Origin of the sequence: Virgibacillus sp. LDC1 (genome assembly GCF_025792345.1) — a bacterium.
GTDB lineage: Bacteria > Bacillota > Bacilli > Paenibacillales > Paenibacillaceae > Paenibacillus_AQ > Paenibacillus_AQ lautus.
Genome location: NZ_JAOXLZ010000001.1, coordinates 1,310,896 through 1,331,746 on the forward strand (window position 1 = coordinate 1,310,896; position 20,851 = coordinate 1,331,746).

General features: G+C 48.8%; 17 protein-coding genes. 14 read left to right on the forward strand and 3 right to left on the reverse strand.

Going from position 1 to position 20,851, the window contains the following annotated elements:
- Positions 1–334: 334 nt before the first annotated feature.
- Complete coding sequence (locus OHJ21_RS06090; protein ID WP_486019530.1) at positions 335–4,477, forward strand: X2-like carbohydrate binding domain-containing protein; 4,143 nt, start codon at positions 335–337, stop codon at positions 4,475–4,477.
- A 147-nt stretch (positions 4,478–4,624) separates the two neighbouring features.
- On the opposite strand, the gene OHJ21_RS06095 is transcribed toward OHJ21_RS06090, so the two are convergent.
- On the reverse strand, positions 4,625–5,032 hold the full coding sequence (locus tag OHJ21_RS06095; RefSeq protein WP_486019531.1) for a hypothetical protein: 408 nt from the start codon (positions 5,030–5,032) through the stop codon (positions 4,625–4,627).
- A 209-nt stretch (positions 5,033–5,241) separates the two neighbouring features.
- Between OHJ21_RS06095 and OHJ21_RS06100 the strand changes: the two genes are divergently transcribed.
- Positions 5,242–6,084, forward strand: coding sequence for a hypothetical protein (locus tag OHJ21_RS06100; protein WP_486019532.1), 843 nt, complete (start codon positions 5,242–5,244; stop codon positions 6,082–6,084).
- Between the two features lie 184 nt (positions 6,085–6,268).
- Here OHJ21_RS06100 and OHJ21_RS06105 read toward each other — a convergent pair whose 3' ends face one another.
- Entirely contained in the window at positions 6,269–6,445 is a 177-nt protein-coding gene (locus tag OHJ21_RS06105; protein WP_486019533.1) for a hypothetical protein, read from the reverse strand.
- 142 nt (positions 6,446–6,587) lie between these two features.
- On the opposite strand from OHJ21_RS06105, the gene OHJ21_RS06110 reads away from it, so the two are divergent.
- Positions 6,588–7,127, forward strand: a complete 540-nt coding sequence (locus tag OHJ21_RS06110) for a GrpB family protein (RefSeq protein WP_486019534.1) — start codon at positions 6,588–6,590, stop codon at positions 7,125–7,127.
- A gap of 50 nt (positions 7,128–7,177) precedes the next feature.
- On the opposite strand, the gene OHJ21_RS06115 is transcribed toward OHJ21_RS06110, so the two are convergent.
- On the reverse strand, positions 7,178–7,984 hold the full coding sequence (locus OHJ21_RS06115; protein WP_100536809.1) for a phytanoyl-CoA dioxygenase family protein: 807 nt from the start codon (positions 7,982–7,984) through the stop codon (positions 7,178–7,180).
- Positions 7,985–8,118: 134 nt separating this feature from the next.
- Between OHJ21_RS06115 and OHJ21_RS06120 the strand changes: the two genes are divergently transcribed.
- From OHJ21_RS06120 to OHJ21_RS06170, 11 genes are all read left to right on the forward strand, one after another.
- On the forward strand, positions 8,119–8,925 hold the full coding sequence (locus tag OHJ21_RS06120) for a helix-turn-helix domain-containing protein (RefSeq protein ID WP_486019535.1): 807 nt from the start codon (positions 8,119–8,121) through the stop codon (positions 8,923–8,925).
- A gap of 133 nt (positions 8,926–9,058) precedes the next feature.
- Positions 9,059–9,259, forward strand: a complete 201-nt coding sequence (locus OHJ21_RS06125; protein ID WP_243390853.1) for a DMT family transporter — start codon at positions 9,059–9,061, stop codon at positions 9,257–9,259.
- On the forward strand, positions 9,195–9,455 hold the full coding sequence (locus OHJ21_RS06130; RefSeq protein WP_486019536.1) for a hypothetical protein: 261 nt from the start codon (positions 9,195–9,197) through the stop codon (positions 9,453–9,455). The genes OHJ21_RS06125 and OHJ21_RS06130 overlap by 65 nt, the downstream gene beginning before the upstream one ends.
- A gap of 361 nt (positions 9,456–9,816) precedes the next feature.
- On the forward strand, positions 9,817–13,059 hold the full coding sequence (locus OHJ21_RS06135) for an NHL repeat-containing protein (protein WP_486019537.1): 3,243 nt from the start codon (positions 9,817–9,819) through the stop codon (positions 13,057–13,059).
- A gap of 425 nt (positions 13,060–13,484) precedes the next feature.
- Positions 13,485–14,444: an ABC transporter permease gene (locus tag OHJ21_RS06140; protein ID WP_127590308.1), complete on the forward strand. Its 960-nt coding sequence runs from the start codon at positions 13,485–13,487 to the stop codon at positions 14,442–14,444.
- Positions 14,445–14,482: 38 nt separating this feature from the next.
- Entirely contained in the window at positions 14,483–15,379 is an 897-nt protein-coding gene (locus tag OHJ21_RS06145) for a carbohydrate ABC transporter permease (protein ID WP_100536813.1), read from the forward strand.
- Between the two features lie 65 nt (positions 15,380–15,444).
- Positions 15,445–17,037: an ABC transporter substrate-binding protein gene (locus OHJ21_RS06150; protein WP_486019538.1), complete on the forward strand. Its 1,593-nt coding sequence runs from the start codon at positions 15,445–15,447 to the stop codon at positions 17,035–17,037.
- 107 nt (positions 17,038–17,144) lie between these two features.
- Positions 17,145–18,287: a GntR family transcriptional regulator gene (locus OHJ21_RS06155; protein ID WP_243390649.1), complete on the forward strand. Its 1,143-nt coding sequence runs from the start codon at positions 17,145–17,147 to the stop codon at positions 18,285–18,287.
- Positions 18,288–18,484: 197 nt separating this feature from the next.
- Positions 18,485–19,444: an AAA family ATPase gene (locus tag OHJ21_RS06160; RefSeq protein ID WP_486019539.1), complete on the forward strand. Its 960-nt coding sequence runs from the start codon at positions 18,485–18,487 to the stop codon at positions 19,442–19,444.
- 14 nt (positions 19,445–19,458) lie between these two features.
- On the forward strand, positions 19,459–20,115 hold the full coding sequence (locus tag OHJ21_RS06165; RefSeq protein ID WP_486019540.1) for an RNA ligase family protein: 657 nt from the start codon (positions 19,459–19,461) through the stop codon (positions 20,113–20,115).
- A gap of 269 nt (positions 20,116–20,384) precedes the next feature.
- Positions 20,385–20,795, forward strand: coding sequence for a hypothetical protein (locus tag OHJ21_RS06170; RefSeq protein ID WP_486019541.1), 411 nt, complete (start codon positions 20,385–20,387; stop codon positions 20,793–20,795).
- Positions 20,796–20,851 lie beyond the last annotated feature (56 nt).

Sequence of the window (20,851 nt, forward strand, 5' to 3'; positions counted from 1 at the left end):
ATAGGTGCAGGATAACGAACCCGTTGAATGGCAGCCGTCTAGTTATAGACGGTTTTTTATATTGCAATCAATTCGGGGAAAAAGGACGGTGACCCGGAAAAGGTACCTTCCATGTGGAGGAAATCGGGATGGTATTTCTTGAAGTGCACCTATCTGGAAGTCCATCGATCTTCTATGATCAAATGGGAAAGCGCTAACAAACATCAGCGGCAATGATGAAAGGAGGAGGCGATTACTTAAGTAATAACTAATCAGCTTTAGTCCGAATGAATGGTGAATGCTGCTAATGAATTCGGAAAGCGAGGCCTATTATACGCGAAAAGGAGAAGATGTGATGAAGAAAAAGAAAAGTCTGGTCTTGATGCTGCTGGCTGTCCTGCTAGTGGCAGCTCAGACTCATTTTGTTCCACTCCAAACGTCCCTCGTACATGCGGCGGGTAACGACCTTGCAAGCAAGCCTTATATGGGGTGGAGCAGTTACAGCCTGCAAGTGTACCATACCGGCAGTTGGATCACGGCCGATCATATTAAAGCGCAGTCGGATGCGATGCATGAGAAGCTGCAGCCGTATGGATACAATTACATTAATGTTGACGCGGGATGGAACGGCAGCATGGATGAGTACGGCAGACCCGTTCCGAGTACGACGCTATATCCGGACGGACTTCAGGACGTGATCGATTATGTCCATGCCAACGGCCAGAAGTTTGGACTGTATCTTATTCCGGGACTATCCCCGCAAGCGTATGAGGATAATCTTCAGATTTACGGCACGACCTGCCGAATGCAGGAGATTGCGGCTCAACCACTGCAAAAGTCGGATTATTGGGGGCTCGGATACAAGATCGATTTCTCGAATCCCTGCGCGCAAAAATATATCGACTCCATAGCGGATCAACTCGGCGAATGGGGAGTCAATTTTATTAAGTTTGACAGTGTAACGCCGGGCTCCGGTATATCCGACTTGTCGATGGATGCCCGCGACGATGTAAAAGCTTGGTCGCAAGCACTCAAACGCCACAATATTTGGCTCGAATTATCTTGGGCATTGGATATCAATTACGTAGACTATTGGAAAGAGTATGCCGACGGCTGGCGCGTGGATTGGGATATCGAATGCTATTGCGGATCGGAAGCGCTTACGACCTGGCCCAGCATAGCCCGTCTGTTTCCGAAAGCGGAGCAGTGGTGGCGGCATGCCGGACCCGAAGGCTGGAACGATTTCGATTCCTTGAATGTGGGCAATGGCGAAATGGATGGGTTGACAAAGGATGAACGCCAATCGGCAATGACCTTTTGGGCGATATCCTCCGCACCGCTCTACATTGGAGATGATATGACGAAGCTGGACGATTATGGCATTGAGCTGTTAACCAACGAAGAAGTGATAGCTGTCAATCAGGCTGGCCGTCCGGCGCATCCCATATCCACGGAATCCAACCAGCAGGTATGGTACGCCAACAACGGCGACGGCAGTTATACCGTTGGACTGTTCAACCTTGGAGACAAGAGCGCTGAGATTGCCGTTGACTGGAAGGCCATTGGTTTAGAAGGCGCTGCATCCGTACGCGACCTGTGGAGCCACACTGAGCTCGGCATTTTTCAGGATGGATATCGTGTCGAATTGCCTTCGCATGGCTCCCGCTTGTTCCGCGTTTCGGCGCAAGATGGCTGGGTTGCTGTGAATGATGATGATACCGGCATGAGATACAGCGGGAATTGGTCACGTAACCGCGGTTTGGAATTGGCGGCGGATATGCAAAATCTCGTGATTGACGTGGTTGACGCCAAAGTGAATGGAAGTACAATCTATCCGTCAATGGCAAGCTTCGATAAGATGGCATCTGAACAAAAGGATGTAGAAGTAACCGTTGATTGGAACGACAACCATGAGATTAGTCGAATATCCAACGGCGGCCATGATCTGGTGCCTCTTACAGACTATACTGTGAACGGTAACAGCGTCAGCATCCATAAAGCATATTTAGCGAAGCTTCCGGTAGGTACAACTAATCTGACATTCACGTTCCCCGCTGGCGCAGCGCAGCAGCTCGTACTTACGATCCAGGATACGACTGTACAGGATAGCAGGGTATATCCACCTGTTATCAGCTTCGACCGAAATGAACGGTTAGCTTCGAATCGGACCGATTCCCATCTGGCCATTGCGTGGAACGGGAATACGCTGAGTGCCGTCACGAACGGCAACACAATGCTCGAGTCTGGTACGGACTATACGGTTTCAGGCAATCAAATGCTGCTGAAGAAGGCGTATTTGGCTTCTCTGCCTGTGGGAATGTCCGAACTCGGTTTCACGTTTACGAACGGTAAGGCACAACGTATAACCATAGCGGTAAGAGATACTTCGTCAGGCGGCGTTATTTCGCTCAACGATGACGATCCCAACATTAAGTATACGGGAGCCTGGAACCGCAGCTATAATCGGGGGCTAGGGGATTACCGCGACGACGTTCATTTTGCCGAGAAGGATGGAGAACAGTTCGAATATACGTTCCAGGGCACGGGCGTTGAGCTTGTAACGGAACTGGATCCTTCACAAGGCGAAATGGATATCTACGTAGACGAAACTTTTGTTCAAACGGTGGATACTTCGAATGCCGGTCGGTTAGCCCAGCAAACGGTTTACCATCTGTCCGGCCTGGAGAACGGGACGCACACGGTTAAAGCGGTAAAAAAATCCGGCACGTTCATGCTGCTGGACCAAATCCGTATTCTGGTGCCCGATCTGATTACGCCGTCTGCCGTTCGTTACGATAAGGCGGGTTCAGCTCAGGGTGACATATCCGTCACGGCTGACACATACGGATATACGTTGAGTAGGATCACGAATGGTCAAATAGAGCTTGTAAAAGACAAGGAATATACGGTATCCGATCAACAGGTGCTTTTGAAAAAGTCTTATTTGGAAGCACAACCAATCGGCATGTCCGAGCTTCTGTTCTCATTCAGCGGAGAAGCTTCGCAAACACTTGCATTGACTGTGGAGGATAGCGCGGCCCAAAACAGTCTGCTGGACATGATGGAAGTGTCGTTCGATAAAAATGAGGCAACCCAGCAGGATATCGCGGTCGAAGTGGTTTGGAACGGAAACACGCTTACCGGTGTATCCCAGCGAGGCAACGATCTGGACTCAGGCACGGACTATTCGGTAAAAGACAATCAAATCGTGTTGAGCAAAACCTATCTTGCAGCACAGCCGGTTGGTCAATCCTATCTGAAGTTCTCCTTCAGTGGGGGTGCACCGCAAACCTTGGTTATTGAAATACGGGATACAACACCGCCGAACAGCACCATAATGCCTAACCTGGGCAGCTTCGATAAGAATGCTGATGCACAGAATGTCGTTACAACCACGATGGAACTTAACGGCAATCAATTGGCTAGTATCATTCATGAATCTTCGGAACTGGAGGCGGGTACAGATTATATAGTCTCCGGAAATGAGGTTACCATCCTGACGCCGTTTCTTGAACAACTGCCGCTGGGGACAGCGAAGCTTGAACTAGGATTTAGCTCGGGCAAGCCGCAGGAGCTTTCTGTGGTTGTCATCGATACATCCAGAGGACGCTATGCGACCGTTAACGATGACGATCCTGCTGTGAAGTATGTGGGCGCATGGCAGCACAATAGAAACCGGGGGTTGGGCGATTACAAGGACGACGTACATTTTACCGAGAAGAACGGCGATTATTATGAATTCAAGTTTAAGGGAACCGGCATCGAGATTATCACTGAGAAAGATAACGCTCAAGGCGATATGGATATCTATGTTGACGGTGAATTCCAACAGACGATAAGCACATATGCTGCAGAGAAGAGGGTCCAGCAGAGCGTTTATCATATTGCAGGCCTGCCGGACGGAGAGCATACGGTGAAAGTGGTTAAAAAATCCGGCTACTACATGCTGCTCGACCGTTTAAAATATCGGGTTGCCGATTTGATCGGGCCGGATTCGGCCGTCTTTAACAAGAGTGGCGGCAAACAGAAGGATATCGAGATCAGCCTTCACATTGACGACACCAATCTGCTTGCGATCCGTCACGGCTCCACTGTCTTGAAGGAAGGCAAAGATTATAGCGTATCAGGAGATAAAGTAAGGATTAAGAAATCTTACCTGGCGAAAGCGCCAACCGGAACGAATGTGTTTGAGTTCCAATTCCGTGGCGACTACCTGAATGACGTGCATGCTACTGGGCAAAATGGCGATTATTTTGAGTATACGTTCCAAGGCACGGGAGTGGAGCTGCTGACACCGAAAGGACCGGATCAAGGAAAGATTGACCTGTACGTGGACGGCAAATTTATGAAGACGATAAATGCTCACCATGACAGCCGCCAGACAATCCAAAGTGTCTATCGTCTGAACGGGCTTAAGGAAGGCACACATACGATTAAAGGCATCAAACGCTCCGGGACTTGGATGATTGTGGATCAGTTAAAATTCAAGGTATTGTGAGATGGATGGAGATGAATTTGCGGGTATCTTAAGACGTATGGAGTAAGCTGTAACAGGAGAAAAGCCAGCCTTTCCAGGCTGGCTTTTCATGATGCGCTGTCATGTTATGAAATCGCTCAGGCTGCATTACAGGAAGTTTATTGTCTCCTATGCCAAATCCTTAGGTTTATCACCGATCAAGCCCAACAAAAACATTTGAGAATAAGCGTAACCTTTATAGGTCTTGGATAAACACGAAGGAATTGTTAGATTCAGATCCATATAGGTAGTCAAGATTAATTGTGTGAACTCCTTCTGGTTCGTCAAGGAATGCTCCTGCAATTGTTTCGCGAATTCCTTGCTGACATGTTCTCTTCCTCCAAATGCTTGCTGTAATTGGTAACCAGCCAAGTATAACTCAGCAGCTGTATCTTCATCTGTTCCTCGATGCTCAGCTACATAATTGCCGATCCAATCACGAACAAGAGAAGAAGGGTCTGTGTTATTGTCCTTTGCAATCTCTTGAAAGCTCTCCTTGAGGTCTTTGGATAGACGGATGTGCAGATTGGTATCCATTGGCGTAAAGCCTCCTTAACATAATACATCTATTGTATTCAATTTGTATACACGGTGTCAACACAATATATGCACAACACAAACAAGGTAGCCGAGTGGATATCTCACATCCTATCAAGATTGATGCCGACTGAAACCCCACGTACCTTGCAGTCGTATATGATACATTGTCATCTCTGACATTGTTAACAGGGAGAGGAGATAAACCCGTGGTCAAGCAACGTAAAAATAAACCCAGTAGAACAGGTATACATACATATAAGCGGAATGCGAGAAAACACCGCAAACGATCCGAAGACACCCGCTTCGATCGGTTCTGGTTTCGGATTGTGGAATCGGTCGGATGGATCATCCTGCTCGGATCATTTCTAATGTATTGGGATTCCGCCCGGCTCACGGCCATTATATTCAAAGCTCAGCCGGTCCATCAATTGACATCCGAAACGACAGGCTATGTACGGCTCGAAGGTCAGGCAGGAGGAGAAGCGGTATACACGGATGAAGGCAAGCTTCAGGATCGTTACGCTCTGCTTCAGAAAGAGTCGTTCCGCTGGGAATGCGGCAAAGGTGGTTGCGAATACAAGCTGGATGATAACGGAAGCCACCGATTATGGGGAGGTTCAGAGTTAAACGGAGTAACGGTTCAGGCGGAACGGTTCAGGTTCTACAAGGACTGGCTTCCGCTGAATTTCGCGACGGTTGAACCAAAACAATTATCCCTGATTTACCAAGGAAATTCATCGCGTCCGCTGTTGATGGAAAGCCCCAAAGGCACGGCTTACGGTTATTATGCTGTCTCCCCCGGAGATTGGGTGACGGTAATTGGCCGGGCTAACAAAGGCCAGCTGGAAGCCTTCAACTTACCGGGGGACGATACGAAGCAGTCTGTCCTGCTGATCGGTACGAGTGTTGAGCAGATGCTGTCGGAAGAGAGGGGAGTCCAGACCGTGTATTTGATCATTTCTTGTATCGTCGCATTGATAATGCTCCCTAAAATGATCGGAAGAACCAGGCGAATCACTCTATGGATAAAGGCTAGAAGAACGAGATAGTATGAGCTGCATACGGATTTGGCATGTAAAAAACAAGGAGTACAATGAATTTGCAGCTGCTTGAACAATTGTTCAAAACGAACGTTCAAAATTTAGGATTATTATCGGATAATTGGAATAGCAAATACATGTAGGGTTTGAAGGCACCATCGTCAGGCAAATTTGTGACGAAGCAGGTGTCGCATTAGCGCTTGTATCCTACCATTTCGGAGGAAAGGACAAGCTGCTCTATGTTTTGTTCGAACCGCTTAATGATCATTTTGCGGATCTGTCCTTTAACTTGGAAGAACCGGTCGAGGCGCTTGAAACGTTTATCCGTGGTTTTGTTGCATACCGTTACGATAACGATGAGCTGATTCATATCCTGCAACAGGAAATGATGATGCAAAGTCCCCGGCTCAAGATGCTTTCGAATGCCTATTATCCTTCTTGGGTACATCTAAGAGCCATTACACATTTTCATAAACCAATTGGGTTAATAAAATCAGAGTGAGGTGAGCGTGATGGAGAATGCCATCACCATTGTAGTGTATGATCAAAGCTGGCCTGAGGCTTTTCAAGCCGAAAAAGAAGCGCTGATATCGAGCCTTGGTACCGAAGCGGCAGCAATTGAGCATGTGGGGAGTACCGCGATTCCCGGGCAGGCATCCAAGCCGGTGATCGATATCTTTGTCGGCGTAACGCAGCTGCAGCCGATCGCCTATTACGAATCACGGTTCGATCCCGTAAGCTATTCGCATATTCAAACCGGAATGCAAGGAAGATATTTATTCGCCAAGCATACGGAAGGAAGGTGGACACACAATGTCCACCTTATGAAGCATGACGAATTATTCCATACGAGAAATGAAATTTTATTGCGAGATTATTTGCGCAGCCATCCGGAGCTTGTCGAGCAGTATGGTGAAATAAAAAGGAAGGCTGCCCGGAACGCAAACTCCATGGAAGCATACACAAGGGAGAAAACCGCTTTTATTCAGATGGTTGTGGATGCGGCCAGAACGGAGCTCGGTCTTCCGCTGCAAAATGTGTGGGAAGACTAGGATTATAAACGCGCGACCAGCGCCATCATGATGTGCGCTGGTCAATGAAATCAATGGGGATAAGGCGTTTCAAATTCGACGCCGCACGGACCTCCATTCGGATTGATGTCCAGATTGATCTCCGTCCCGTCTTCCCGGAACAGCGGCCGATAGAATGCACCGATCTTGGTAGCCGAAGCGTTGGCGTAGTGGCAGATGAAGGCGCGGCGGAACCGATTGGATTTGTTGCGGTAGGAGCCGTGGATCAGGTTGCCGTTAAAGAACAGCACATCGCCTTTGTCCATGATCGCGGGGAGGACCTGTCTATCCTTGGGCGGCTTCACGAAATGAGTAGTAAACGACTCGTTTGAATCAGCTTCTTCCGGGCACACCAGGGCATAATCACTTGTTTTTGGAACGACCAGTAAACCGCCGTTCTGTTCATCAGCCGCATCGATTGCAGCCCATGCCGCGATACAGTTGCCAGGCTCGACCTGCAGGTAGAAGTTGTCCTGGTGCAGTGCTTGACCGCGGGAACCCGGAGGTTTGTAATAGAACATGCTCTGAGCCGCAAGCGCCGGTTCGCCATATAAATCGGCCAGCACCTCCATGACAGGCTTGTGCAGCATGTATTTCTTCGCGGTTGCATTAAAGCGGTGCGGATGCATCACACGGGGATAACGCTTCAGCGGTTCGGCAGTTTCATCATCCAACACCGGTTCAAAGTGGCCGGGAACGGTCGTTTGGCTGATCTCCTCAAACGTCGCTTCGATTTCCGACAGCTCTTCTTGGCGGAAGAGCCCTTTTACAATTAAATACCCCTCTGTTTCGAACTTCTGCAGCTGCTCTTCCGTCAATACCTTTAACTTCTCTCGCATACGAATTCCTCCCGTAAGATTATTGTTTTTTCCTGTTGACAATAGAATAAGGTCTGCTTAACTTGAGAGGAAGTATGATATCTGCTTATAATTACCGGGATTCTGCTATTCGAGGTACAGAGGAGGAGAGGTTTGTGCGAACGCCTGACGGACAGGAATGCATATCCTTAGAAAGTACCGGCACCATATTCGGCGACCATTTCGATCAAGACGATGCTTATCGGCTGCGTCGTCCTCACGGGATGCAGGATTGGCTGCTTGTCTACACGCTGCATGGAGAGGGCTATTTCCGGACGCCTGCCGGGGAGAAACGCTGTGGGCCCGGGGAGCTCGGCCTGCTGCAAGCCAACATCGCTCACGAATACGGGACTGTGCAGGGGAAACGCTGGAACTTCCTGTGGATCCATTATCCCGGGCTTCCTGAAAACAGGCTGCTGCGAAACGAGGAGTTCCTGGTTGAAGCCCTGCCCGATGAACATGTCCGAAGACGTGTCGAGCTAGCATTTCGGAATGTGCTGCAAGATTCGCTCGACCGGTTAGAGCTGTGGGAGGCACTGTGTCAGAACGCCCTGCGTGAGATTTTGCTTCTGCTTGCACAGCGCACGCACAAAAGACTCGATCCCAGAGTCGAGCAGACCCTCGGTCTGTTGTCCCGTTCGTTAAAAGAAGATATTCGAATTGACGCCATATCGCGAGAGATCGGAATATCGGGGTCCAGGCTCGCCCATTTGTTCAAGCAAGAAACGGGGTACACTATCTTGGAGCATCTGAATCAAATGAGGGTTCGCCATGCCGCCTTACTGATGACCCATTCCGGCCGCACGGCGAACGAAGCCGCGCAGGATGTCGGGTTTAACAGTTACAATCATTTTGCCGATCAGTTTCGCAAACAGTACGGGGTTTCACCAAGGCAGTACCGCCAGGCGTGCAAGCCTACATGAATGCTTGGCTTAAGTACTATGAATGAATCATTCCAAGAGAAGCTGCATGCAAGAGCTCCGTTTAGAATCGCTTTGTACAACTTCCCTGATGAGATGTTAACTTGTAAGGATGCCCCTAATATAGAAAGAAGGTATTAAGAAAGGGAGCCCCGAGTTCGCCACATCCGTCACCTATCTTGTTCCTGCAACGGCGATGATCTGGGGATATACACTGCTGGATGAACCGATTGGATGGAGCCTGATTATCTGCTTGATTCTCATTTTATCCGGTGTATTTATCACAAATCGTGGCGGACGAACAAGGAAAGAAAGAGTTGCTGCCGTACCTAAGTAATCTTCAAAAGTACCAAGTCGGACTGCTGAGAGGCAGTCTTTTATTTTTTTATCCCCTCGCAGTATTTTATATGAAGCAATCAAGTTATTCAGGAAATTCATTATGCACGCAAATTGAGGAAATTCATAAAGAGCTCCCTAAAGTGGGAATGATGCCGCGAGTGATACCAATCTTTACTTTACGCCGGGCCGCTTAAATTGCGGCTTTCTTTGTCGTTAACCCGCTGCGTTTTGATATTTTCCTATTGGGTTTAAAGCTTGAAAATGCGATGAAGACTTTGCGATTATTCTACTTCTTTTGCAAAATCCACATGGACCCCTAACAGGACAAATGTAATGAAGCATGATAAATATCGATTGACACCATCTTGGTATTTGCCTAATATACGGGCCAGATGGCCCCCGTCCATGTTCTATTTTCTACTTACAAGGGGCTTATCAATCCATCAAAAAAGGAGGCTCCGTATATAAAAACAGAGACTGAACGCCCGTTCGATATCCGTCTGCATGTGGAGCGATCTTTCGGGAAGACAACGATTGAATCTAAGGAGGTTATTTATGAGAATTAGAAAGGGTGGCAAGTACCAAGTCTTGATGTTTGCAATTTGTTTTATATTGGCATGCTCGGGAGGCGGTGGTGTCGCAGCTGCTTCCGGGGAGAGCAGGCTGGCTCAAAAAACGTATGGGACACCGGAAGAAATTCTGGTCCCTAACAACTATACGGTGGCCGTGTTCAACGGTACCACCGGCAAGGAAGAGGGCCGCAACGTGCTTTACGCGACCAGTAAAGGGAAGCCGGGTCATCTTAACGTCATTGATCTGGAGGATTATAAACTGCTGCGGAGCATTCCGATCGGACCTTCCGAAAGCTCCTGGGCACATACCACGGCACCGGACGGAACATTGTTCCTTGCGGCTGACGGCGGCGGAGCAAGGCTGTGGAGTTACTCTCCGGTTACTCATGTCCCTGTGCAGGTGGCGCAGTTTGACGGACAGTCGGTCCCGAACAGCATCACTACGGATGAACAGGGCCGTGTGTATGTCGGAACCTATCCCGGCGGCAAAGTGTACCAGTACGACCCGGCTACAAAGCAGACAAAAGATTATGGCCGCGTCATCGGATTGCTTGATCAGGAATATGTGCGCTCCATTGCTTACCAGGGCGGCAATATCTATGCGGGTACCGCACATAAGCAGATCGTACGCGTGAATTTAACGACAGGTGAGAAAACGAATATCGTTGCTTCCTTGCCGGTTAAGGAAGACACCGTATATGACTTGAGCACGATTGATAACCGTTATTTGTTTGCCAGATATACGGACGGAAGCGGCATTCCTGGAGAGGCGTTTATCTACGATACGCAGACGGAAAGCTGGCTGGATGTTGTGCTGGAGAACGTAACGGGACTGCACGCAACGGACTCGCTTGACGGAAAACTGTATTATATGTCCGACAAGAAGCTGAAAACGTTTGATCTTGCCACGCATGAGGTCGAGTTGACCGGAATGGAGTACAACAGCGGATTTCGGGGAGTAGATTGGGTGGAATTTCCGAACAATCCGGAATACCCGGGCAAAAATCTGGTTACCGTCCGATATGACGGCGGTGTTACGATCATGAACATCGACACCAAACAGGTACACCTGATGCCGCCGGTCATTCCGGGTCTGCCCGGCGTTGTAAACCGATTGAAAAGCGTATCCGATACAGAGTTGATCACCACTGGCTCGCAGGCGCGTTCTTCGCTCGTTGATCTGACGGATAAAACGGCGACGCCGTTCAGCATCGGTCAAGCCGATAGTGTTCATGCCGTGGGCAATAAGGTGTATATGGGCGTGTATCCGGAGGGCGGACTGTACGAGTTCGATTTATCGACAGAACCTGGAATGAACAATCCGAAGAGATTGGCCGTGCTGGGCAATGATCAGGAGAGGCTGGTGGATATCTCCAGTTCAAAAGGCAAATTGTACATTTCAACGATTTCCGGTTACGGAACCTTGGGCGGCTCCCTGACCGTATATGACACCGCTACCGGTGAAATAAACGTTCACCGCAATGTCGTCCAGAATCAGAGCGTGCTCAGCACCACGGTTTATGATGGCAAGGTGTTCGGCTCCACGACGATTCGGGGCGGACTCGGCTCCGAGCCGACCGAGGCGGAAGCGAAAATCTTTGTATGGGATGAGGAGAAGCAGCAAAAAATCACCGAATTCCCGCTCAGGGTTCCCGGATTGGATAAACCGATATTCATCGGCGATCTTTCCGCAGGTCCGGACGGTTTGATCTGGGGGGCATCCTATGAATACATTTTTGCAATTGATCCCGATACCTATGAATTAGTAAAAAGCAAAAAGGTGTATCCAAGCTTAAACTTCAGCCAATGGGCGCATCACCCGCTGCGTTGGTCTGAGGATGGGTTGCTCTATGTGCTGTTTAACAACAAATTGACGGTCATAGACCCTGAAACGCTGGAACATCGGACATTGGCCGATACCTCCAGATTCGATTTGCATGCTGACGGGAACCTGTATTTCACAGATATGCAAACCAACACGATTCTGTATCGGATGGAAGTTGACGGAGAAGTCGTGGAAGAACCGCCGCATACGGCTGTTCCTGTTACCAATCCGGGCTTCGAAGAGGCTTTAAAGGGATGGAGCCCGCTATTCGCTCCCGGTAACGGTTACCGCTATGATCTCAGTACAGAACGCAGTTTCACAGGAACGAACAGCCTGAAGATTACGGACACGCTGAGAACGGCATCCGTTGCCGTTCAGAGTGATCCGATTCCCGTTATCCCGGGAGAGGAATATACGGCGGGCATGAATCTTTATATTGAATCCGGTCAGCCGGGCTTTATGTTCCGATTCTTTGATAGCAATAACGCGACCATCTCCACCTTGGAAACCCATTTGGATGAATCGCGATTGGCCCAGTGGCAGAAAGTGACGCTCAGAGGCAAGGCGCCGGCCAATGCAGCCTACGCTAAACTGATCGCGGTAACCTCCAGATACAATGTGGCAGCCGCATATTATGACGATTTCTATGTAACGGTAAAAGACAGTGTGCCGCCAGTCTCAACGGTAAACCCATCGCCTTCTCCCAACGAGAACGGCTGGGTGAATTCCGATGTGTCGTTGTCCATCTCTGCCGACCGTGCCTATTCGATCGAATATTACGCGGAAGGGGCACAACCGATCGAGAAAACCACAGTAAAAGGGAGTACGGCTCAGCTTGAAATCACGAAGGAAGGCGTTACGACGGTCACCTATTCCGCCACCAACTTCTCAGGCGTGCCTGAGGTTCCGGGGACGATGAAGGTGCAGATTGACAAGACGGTTCCGGTAGTAGAATTCACGGGGGAACGACAGTACACGGTTACCGATTCCGTATACGTCTCATGCAGCGCCGACGATAGCTTGTCCGGGTTAGCTGAGAATCCATGTCTTCGTCCACTGATTGAACGTCCTGCCTATTCCTTCGAGCCGGGATCCCATGATATTTCCGTAACGGCAATCGATCTGGCGGGAAATCAAACGGAAGCGGTCTTTAGTTTCGAGGTGTCCGTGACTTATGATAGCTTGTCCGCGCTTGCAGAGCATTTTGCCGCAAGTCACCCGGGACTCGCACAATCTCTGTCAACGAAACTCCTCCATGCCAAAGAGGCCGAGAATAGAGGAGACTCCTCTGCCAAGGAAGGCATGCTGAACGCCTTTTCCCATGAAGTCAGCGCACAATCAGGCAAAGTATTGACGGGTGAACAAGCAGAAGTGCTTGCCAAACTGGCAGGTCACCTGTAAGCAGGCGAAAGCTCTAGTCCTTCGTAAACACGATACTTTGCTTCTATATCTTCGTCCATATTTTAGAAACAGCCGCGTGAAATCGCGCGGCTGTTTTTTGTATTCCATAAAGACAAGTTTCTTCATCTAACAAGCATGAAACGATGTTTTTTCTTCCGTTATGATATGGAAATGGGGTACCGTCGAAATTTGTCATAACAAATGTGCGGTTTATACATCTAAAGTAGCAATTTTTCGATGTCATATTGACTGGAAAATAAAACCTAACTAGAATGTGTTATAACAAATAATCAGGTGTATAAAAAATGTTAATACAAGTTGTCGGGAAGGAGGTGGTGCATTACCAAGCAAGCCGATATTAGTGCCCCAACATGGCTAATATTGCTGACGCAATTTGATCGAGAAAAAGGAGGTCATGACAAAGCATGGACACCCGATTAAACTCGGCTTCCCCACAGCCCGCTCCAAAGTCCAACAAATGGACGCATGTAAAAAGGCAGCTTAAGCGAAATATCGGGTTGTACATCATTATCTCGCCGGCGGTGCTATATTTTTTGATCTGGCATTATTGGCCGATGTACGGCGTCCAGATCGCGTTCAAGGATTTTATGCCCGGGCTTGGCATTTGGAACAGTCCATGGGTCGGGTTCGAGCACTTCGAGCGGCTTTTTGACGCTTATTATTTTTGGACGATTCTGAAGAATACCATCGGGATCAGTTTATACGGACTGCTGGTTGGCATTCCCGCTCCAATCTTGCTTGCGCTTTTGTTCAACGAGATTCGAAATCGTAAATTCCGCTCATTCGCCCAAAGCATCTCCTACGCCCCACATTTCATTTCGGTTGTGGTCGCGGTCGGTATTCTGTTCTTCTTCATCTCACCGACGAATGGCGTCTTCAACTCCATCCTTGTTTCCTTGGGGAGGGAACCGGTCGATTATCTGGCAGAGCCATCGAAATTCTGGCATCTGTACGTCTGGTCGGGTGTATGGCAAGGAGTTGGCTGGTCTTCGCTCATCTACAGCGCTGCCATATCGGGCATCTCGCCTGACCTGTACGAGGCGGCTTATATGGACGGGGCCAGCAAATTTCGGCGAATATGGCATATTACGATTCCCGGTATCGTTCCGACCATCGTAATCCTGTCCATTTTGAGCGCCGGCGGCATCATGAGTGTCGGCTTCGAGAAAATCCTGTTGATGCAAAACCCGATGAACCTGGAAACCTCCGAGGTGATCTCCACTTACATGTACAAGAGCGGGCTGCTTAACACCCAGTACAGCTTTTCCGCGGCCGTGGGCCTGTTCAACAATGTAATCAATTTTATTATCCTGATCATCGTCAATGCGGTTGCACGCAAGGCGGGGGAGACCAGCCTATGGTAAAGACTCGTCCGTGCAGGATTAAGGAGGGAATGTAAGCCGTGCTGCTGAACGTCAAACGAACGCCTGGAGAAAAGCTGGCCGATATCATCATTTTAGTGCTGTCCGTCCTCGTGATCATCATTATTTTGTACCCGCTTCTCTTTGTCTTGTTTGCTTCATTTTCCGATCCGCGCCAAATATGGGACAAGCCGCTGCTGCTGTTCCCGGCAGGTTTCAACCTGGACAGCTATGCCAAGGTGTTCGAGAACAGCGAGATCTGGAGAGGGTATGCCAATACACTCCTCTACGCATTCATAGGGACTGCGATCAATATTATGATGACGGTATTTGGCGCTTATCCGCTGTCCAGAAAGCGCTTTTACGGCAAGGGACTGTTTACGCTTCTGTTTGCTTTTACCATGTTTTTCGGCGGTGGGTTGATCCCTCTTTATTTGGTAAACAAGGAGCTTGGTTTACTGAATACGATGTGGGCCTTGGTACTCCCTGGTGCGATCAGCGCCTACAACATGATTATCATGCGAACCTACTTCCAGACCCGGATTCCGGTGGAACTTGAAGAGAGCGCCTATGTCGATGGCTGCAACGATTTTCATATGCTGTACCGAATCGTCCTGCCTTTGTCTATGCCGATCATTGCTGTCATGATCCTGTTCTACGGGGTCGGCCACTGGAACTCTTATTTTGACGCCATGATTTATTTGACGGATCGAAATAAATTTCCGTTGCAGCTGATTTTAAGAGAAATACTGGTTCAGAACGACTTCAAGGAAATGGCCGGAATATCGGTCGGTGCCGAATATGCGGATCAGATGATGGTCAAGGAAGGCCTGAAATATGCGATCGTCGTATTATCCGCGCTGCCGCTGCTCCTGCTGTATCCGCTGCTGTCGCGTTTCTTTGAGAAAGGCATCATGGTGGGAGCTATCAAAGGGTAAAACCGATAAAGGGAGCGGTCATTACCGCTTGGAACTCATAACTCATGGAAAGAGGGGATACGGAAATGAGAAAAGGAATGAAGGTTCTGCTTGCCTTAACGATGACGTTCTCGCTTACGCTTTCCGCCTGCAGCGGTTCGGGAGGGAAGGCAGAGCCGGAACCAGCCGGAACGGACGGAGATCCCGGCAGCATCAAGTTAAGGATCGTTAAGCGCGGATATACCGATGTGCATCCTCCGGCCGATCAATTATGGATGTGGCAAAAATACGAAGAAATGTCCGGTATTGAAGTCGAATTTGAGGAGCTGGCGGGCTCCGCCGTGACCGAAAGGAAAAATGTCATGCTCGGCTCCAACGACCTGCCGGATGCATTCTATCGCATTGCCTTTGGCACCGACGAGCTGATGAAATACGGCAAACAGGGTTTGTTTGTTCCGCTTGAAGACCTGATTGAGCAGCATGCGCCGAATTTGAACAAGCTGCTGAAGGACAATCCGGACATCAGGGGAGCCATCACGATGTCGGACGGACATATTTATGCCCTGCCGTACGTTGATTTCTCGAAAGCGTTTAATTCCGTTCGTTTGTATATCCACAAGGGTTGGCTCGATGAAGCGGGACTTGAGGTTCCGAAGACGACCGAGGAGTTTCGCCAGGCGCTGAAAAAGGTGCGGGAGAAGGACAGCTCGCGTCTGGGCTGGGTGCTCGAGTCTTCCTATTGGACTTTCCTGGAGAGCTTCCTGGCCGGCAGCTTTGGTATGGGAGAAGGCGGTGCCAAGGCATTCGGCCAATATCTATACAAGGATGCGGACGGACAGGTCAAGACGACGTTTAATGATCCAAAGTACAGAGAGCTGCTCCGCTACATGAGCGATCTGTATAAGGACGGGTCGCTGGCCCAGCAGAATTTCACGACGGGCTACGATTATGCGAAGTGGTCTACGGACGGTTCCAACAATCTGGTCGGTTCGTTTGTTTGGGAAGGGCCGGGATATATCGGTAAGGATGCGGCGGAGAACTATGTGGGCATTCATGCCCTCGAGGGGCCTAATGGGGATAAAGTCGCAGGGGTGCTGGGACCGCCGGCGAAAGGAATCTTTGGATTCGTCATCACGAACAAAAACAAATATCCGGTTGAAACCATCAAGTGGATTGATTATTTCTATGGGGAGGAAGGGATTAACTTCGCCACCTTTGGACTTGAGGGCGAAACCTACGATTTGGTTGACGGGAAACCGAAATACAAGGACGAGATTTTAAACTACAAGGGTGGCGTGCAGTTGGGTGCTTTCCAATATGTCGATAATGTGTATGGTGCTTATTATCCGTATGTTGAGCCTGACGACGATTTGCGGATGGCGGCGCGCGGGACGACGGTAGCCGACGAGATTAAGGCGGATCCGGCTGAACTGGATCAGCTGGCGCCTAAAGAGCTTTGGCCGGATTTCGTTCCCACGGATGACGAAGCCAATCAAACGAGCGCGATCCTGACCGACATTAATAAATACATTGAGGAGATGCGGGTGAAGTTTGTGACGGGGAAAGCCAGCTTGGACACGGACTGGGATAACTACGTCAAGACCCTGGATAAAATGGGAGCCCAGAGATACCTGGATATCAAACGGGCGCAGTATGAACGTTATTCCAATGTAAAGTAACCGAAATGGCGCAAAGAACGAAGGATAGGAGCGGTTTACATGCCAATGATGCAAACGCTATAATTTTAGTACGACAAGATGAACACTGGAAAATAGATAAAGATGGGATGAGAACCAAGTTGACCAAAGACAATAAACCACCGCTGTACCGCGTGATTATGGACGAGCTGAAATCGCAAATTTCATCAGGCCACTATCCTCCTGAAGCCCAGCTTCCAACGGAGGCCGAGCTGAGCTCCGCCTTTGGCGTGAGCCGTATTACAACAAGAAGAGCGCTCGAGGAACTGGAGCGGGACGGGTTTATCTATCGCATCAAGGGAAGCGGCAGCTTTGTCAAACCCCGGCAACGTGGACAGGAGCAGCGGTCGGTTGGAACGGAAAAAATGATATCGCTTATCCTGCCTTCCGAAGACGACCGCGGTACGATGGGATATATTCGCGGAGCTTCGGATTGGCTCAACGCGAACGGCTACTATTTGAGCATTCACCAAAGCGATTATGATTCCCAGAAAGAACGCGATCTACTGGAAATGCTGACCCGAAAGGGCATTGCGGCCATCATATTGTATCCGCGGAACGATCAGACGAACTATGACATTTTGCATCGACTTTGCCTTGAAGATTATCCGATCGTGACCATCGATAAATATTTTGACAGCCTGCCGTTAGGGGCGGTGGTTTCCGACAATTTGGGCGGTTCCTATCAAGCCGTATCCAGGCTGATTGAGCTCGGTCATCGAAAGATTGCGTTTCTGACAGCGGTCAGCATTGAATCCACCTCATCGGTGCGCAACCGCTATTTCGGATACTGCCAAGCGCTGAAGGACCACGGGCTTCCCGTCGATAGCCGTTATATCAGGCTGAATATGAAGGATTATCGGGAGAAGGTTGGCTTTGAGCAATTTTATAATGAGCTGCTCGACTCTTATCAGGCGGAAGGGGTAACGGCTGTTCAGACGGAGAATGATCTGATCGCCGCCAACTTGCTGAACCGCTGTTTGGAACGAGGGATCCGCATTCCGGAGGATATATCGATCATAGGCTTTGATAATAACCCTGTCACAGAGCATGTCATGATCCCGCTGACTACCGTTGAGCAGAATTTTTATGAGATTGGACGCCAAGCGGCCGAACATGTTGTAAACTGGCTGGAGAGAGGGAAACAGACACCGGACCGGACATTGATCCCCGTCAAGCTGGTGGAGCGTGATACAACCGCTCCTCCTCCAAAAGGGAAAGTCACGGAGTAGATTGATATGAAGGCTGATTGCCGGGTAGACTCTTTACCTGCGAACAATCAGCCTTTTTATAGGCATGTAAAAGTTGAGTATAAAAATTTTCTACTTACTTAAACACGCTGCAAGGATGGTACATTATTTAGAGGTAAGGAGTCCGATAAGCGAAACATGACACCAAGCGAACCAAGACATGAAAGGAGGTGAACAGCATGTGTACGATTCATATGCTGGTGGGGATACCCGGCAGCGGAAAAAGCTATCATGCCAAACAACTATGCAAAAGCGAGCGTGCCGTCATCGTTGCGACGGACTCGATCCGTGAAAGATTGTTCGGCAGCGAATCCAAACAGAAAAACACGTATCTGGTATTTGACGAAGCGTTCGCCGCGATCGAACAGGCGCTTGCGTCAAGGCGAAATGTCGTATTTGATGCCACCAATGTCAGCCGGGAGCGGAGACAGAAGTTCCTGAAGCGATTTGGCGATAGATCGGTGGAATGCCATATTTGCACAGCCCCTTATGAAGTGGCTCTGGAAAGAGTTAAACGACGAAAACGCCGGCTCGATGAGAAGATCATGACGAAGTATGCCAAGAATCTTGAATTTCCTGTCATCGGAGAAGGATTCAGTGATTTGCATCTTGTTCACGAGCAGGGCGAAACTCAGCTTACAAGAGAAGAACTGGAAGTGCTGCTAACAAGCAAACCGGGTCATGATGAGTTATTCGGCTACTTGTCCCAATCTCCTTATTTCAACATGATGCTGGGATATGATCAGGAGAATCCGCATCATTCCAAGACGTTGTCGGAGCACACGTTTGCCGTGCTGGAATATATAAATGCTTTCTATGAAGGCGAGCATCTGCTGGCTATGCAATTAGCTGCGCTGTTCCATGACGCGGGCAAGCCGTTCTGCAAAGTATGGAAGCAGGCAAGAGGGTACTATTCCTATTATGGGCACGAGCATGTATCGGCAAGCATATCCTGCCATACATTGAAGGATCTCGGTTATGAACATGCATTTATTCAGCACGTCGTTCAACTAGTGAGCTTTCATATGGAAATTTTGCATGGAGGGGATGCCGGTGCATCCAAAATCTATCATTTGTTAGGCGAAGATTTGCTGGCTGAGCTGTATTTCTTCGCGGAAGCCGATACCTACGGCAAATAAGGAGGTGAACAACGATGAAAATGAAATATCCCAAAACGATGCATTTGCCATGGTCCAGAGGTTATACGGATGACGATAAGATTTTACGGAATACCGACCATTTTACGGGGCGGGAAGTTGTCATTACCGAGAAAATGGACGGGGAGAACACCACGATGTACCCCGATTTCATCCATGCCAGGTCCCTGGACAGCAAGGATCATTCTTCCCGTCATTATGTGAAGACACTGTATGGTAGCATCAAGTATTTAATTCCGGAAGGTTATCGTCTCTGCGGGGAAAACGTATATGCCAAGCATTCGCTCTCGTATGGAGCGCTGCCTGACTATTACATGCTGTTTTCGGTGTGGAATAAGGATAATGTATGCTTGTCGTGGGATGAGACGGAGGCTTGGGCGGAGCGTCTGGGGCTAGTAACAGTTCCTGACTTGTACCGGGGAGTTTGGGACGAGGCAGCCGCCAAGGCATGTTATACGAAGCAGTCAAACTGCGGAGGGGAACAGGAAGGTTATGTGGTTCGGCTGGCTTCCTCATTCGCTTATGACGATTTTAAACGCAGCGTTGCCAAGTTCGTGCGCAAGAATCACGTACAAACCGATGAGCATTGGCTAAGCAAACCGATCGAACCGAATCGTTTGGCTGTCGGGGAATACAACAGTAAGATTGAATAATTATCGATAATTTATAGAGAATGAGGTGTTGATCATGTAATTCCTGATTGCTTTTTATATGAGACGAAGTGAATACATAGACATGAGCTGCCGCTTATATCGGGGCTTTTTTATTGTTTTTTTGTACATACGGTTACCACATTTTGTTAGTTCAAGTATAATGAACCTATCATAAGGATGAACAACAGAACCATCATGATTTCAGGATAGGAGATAAGATGAATAAGAAGAGGATGTTTCGAGTTTCTGCTCCGTCAGGGGTCAGACTGATGATTTCGATGTTGATTTTGATCGCTATTCTTCTTGGAAATATCATGAGACACCACGGGGAAAAGGATGTCTTTTATTATTTCAGTATCATATGGTCAGTTTTTTGTTCGGCCGTTTTCATCATCTCCGTATATCGAACCTATCTAATGAAACCAGGCGTGATGGAAATGGCTCAAGAAGGAATCGTCATAAACGGTACAGTTATTAACACTGAAGCTGTGAAATGTTTACTGATCAATCATGACAGGAAACCAGTGATCGGGATCAAGCCGAAAGGGCGTGCAATAGTTCCCTTGAAGTTTTGTTTTCAGTTAGCGGAGGACCAGGCGGAGGGAATTAGGCAGCTGGAGACCTGGGCACAAGAAAGACAGGTGAAGGTTTCAAAAGGATTTTTTATGAGATGGATGTAGGGAACTAGTATCCCACTTTGTTCATGTATTGGCTGCAGTTTTACTTTGCTTCACAG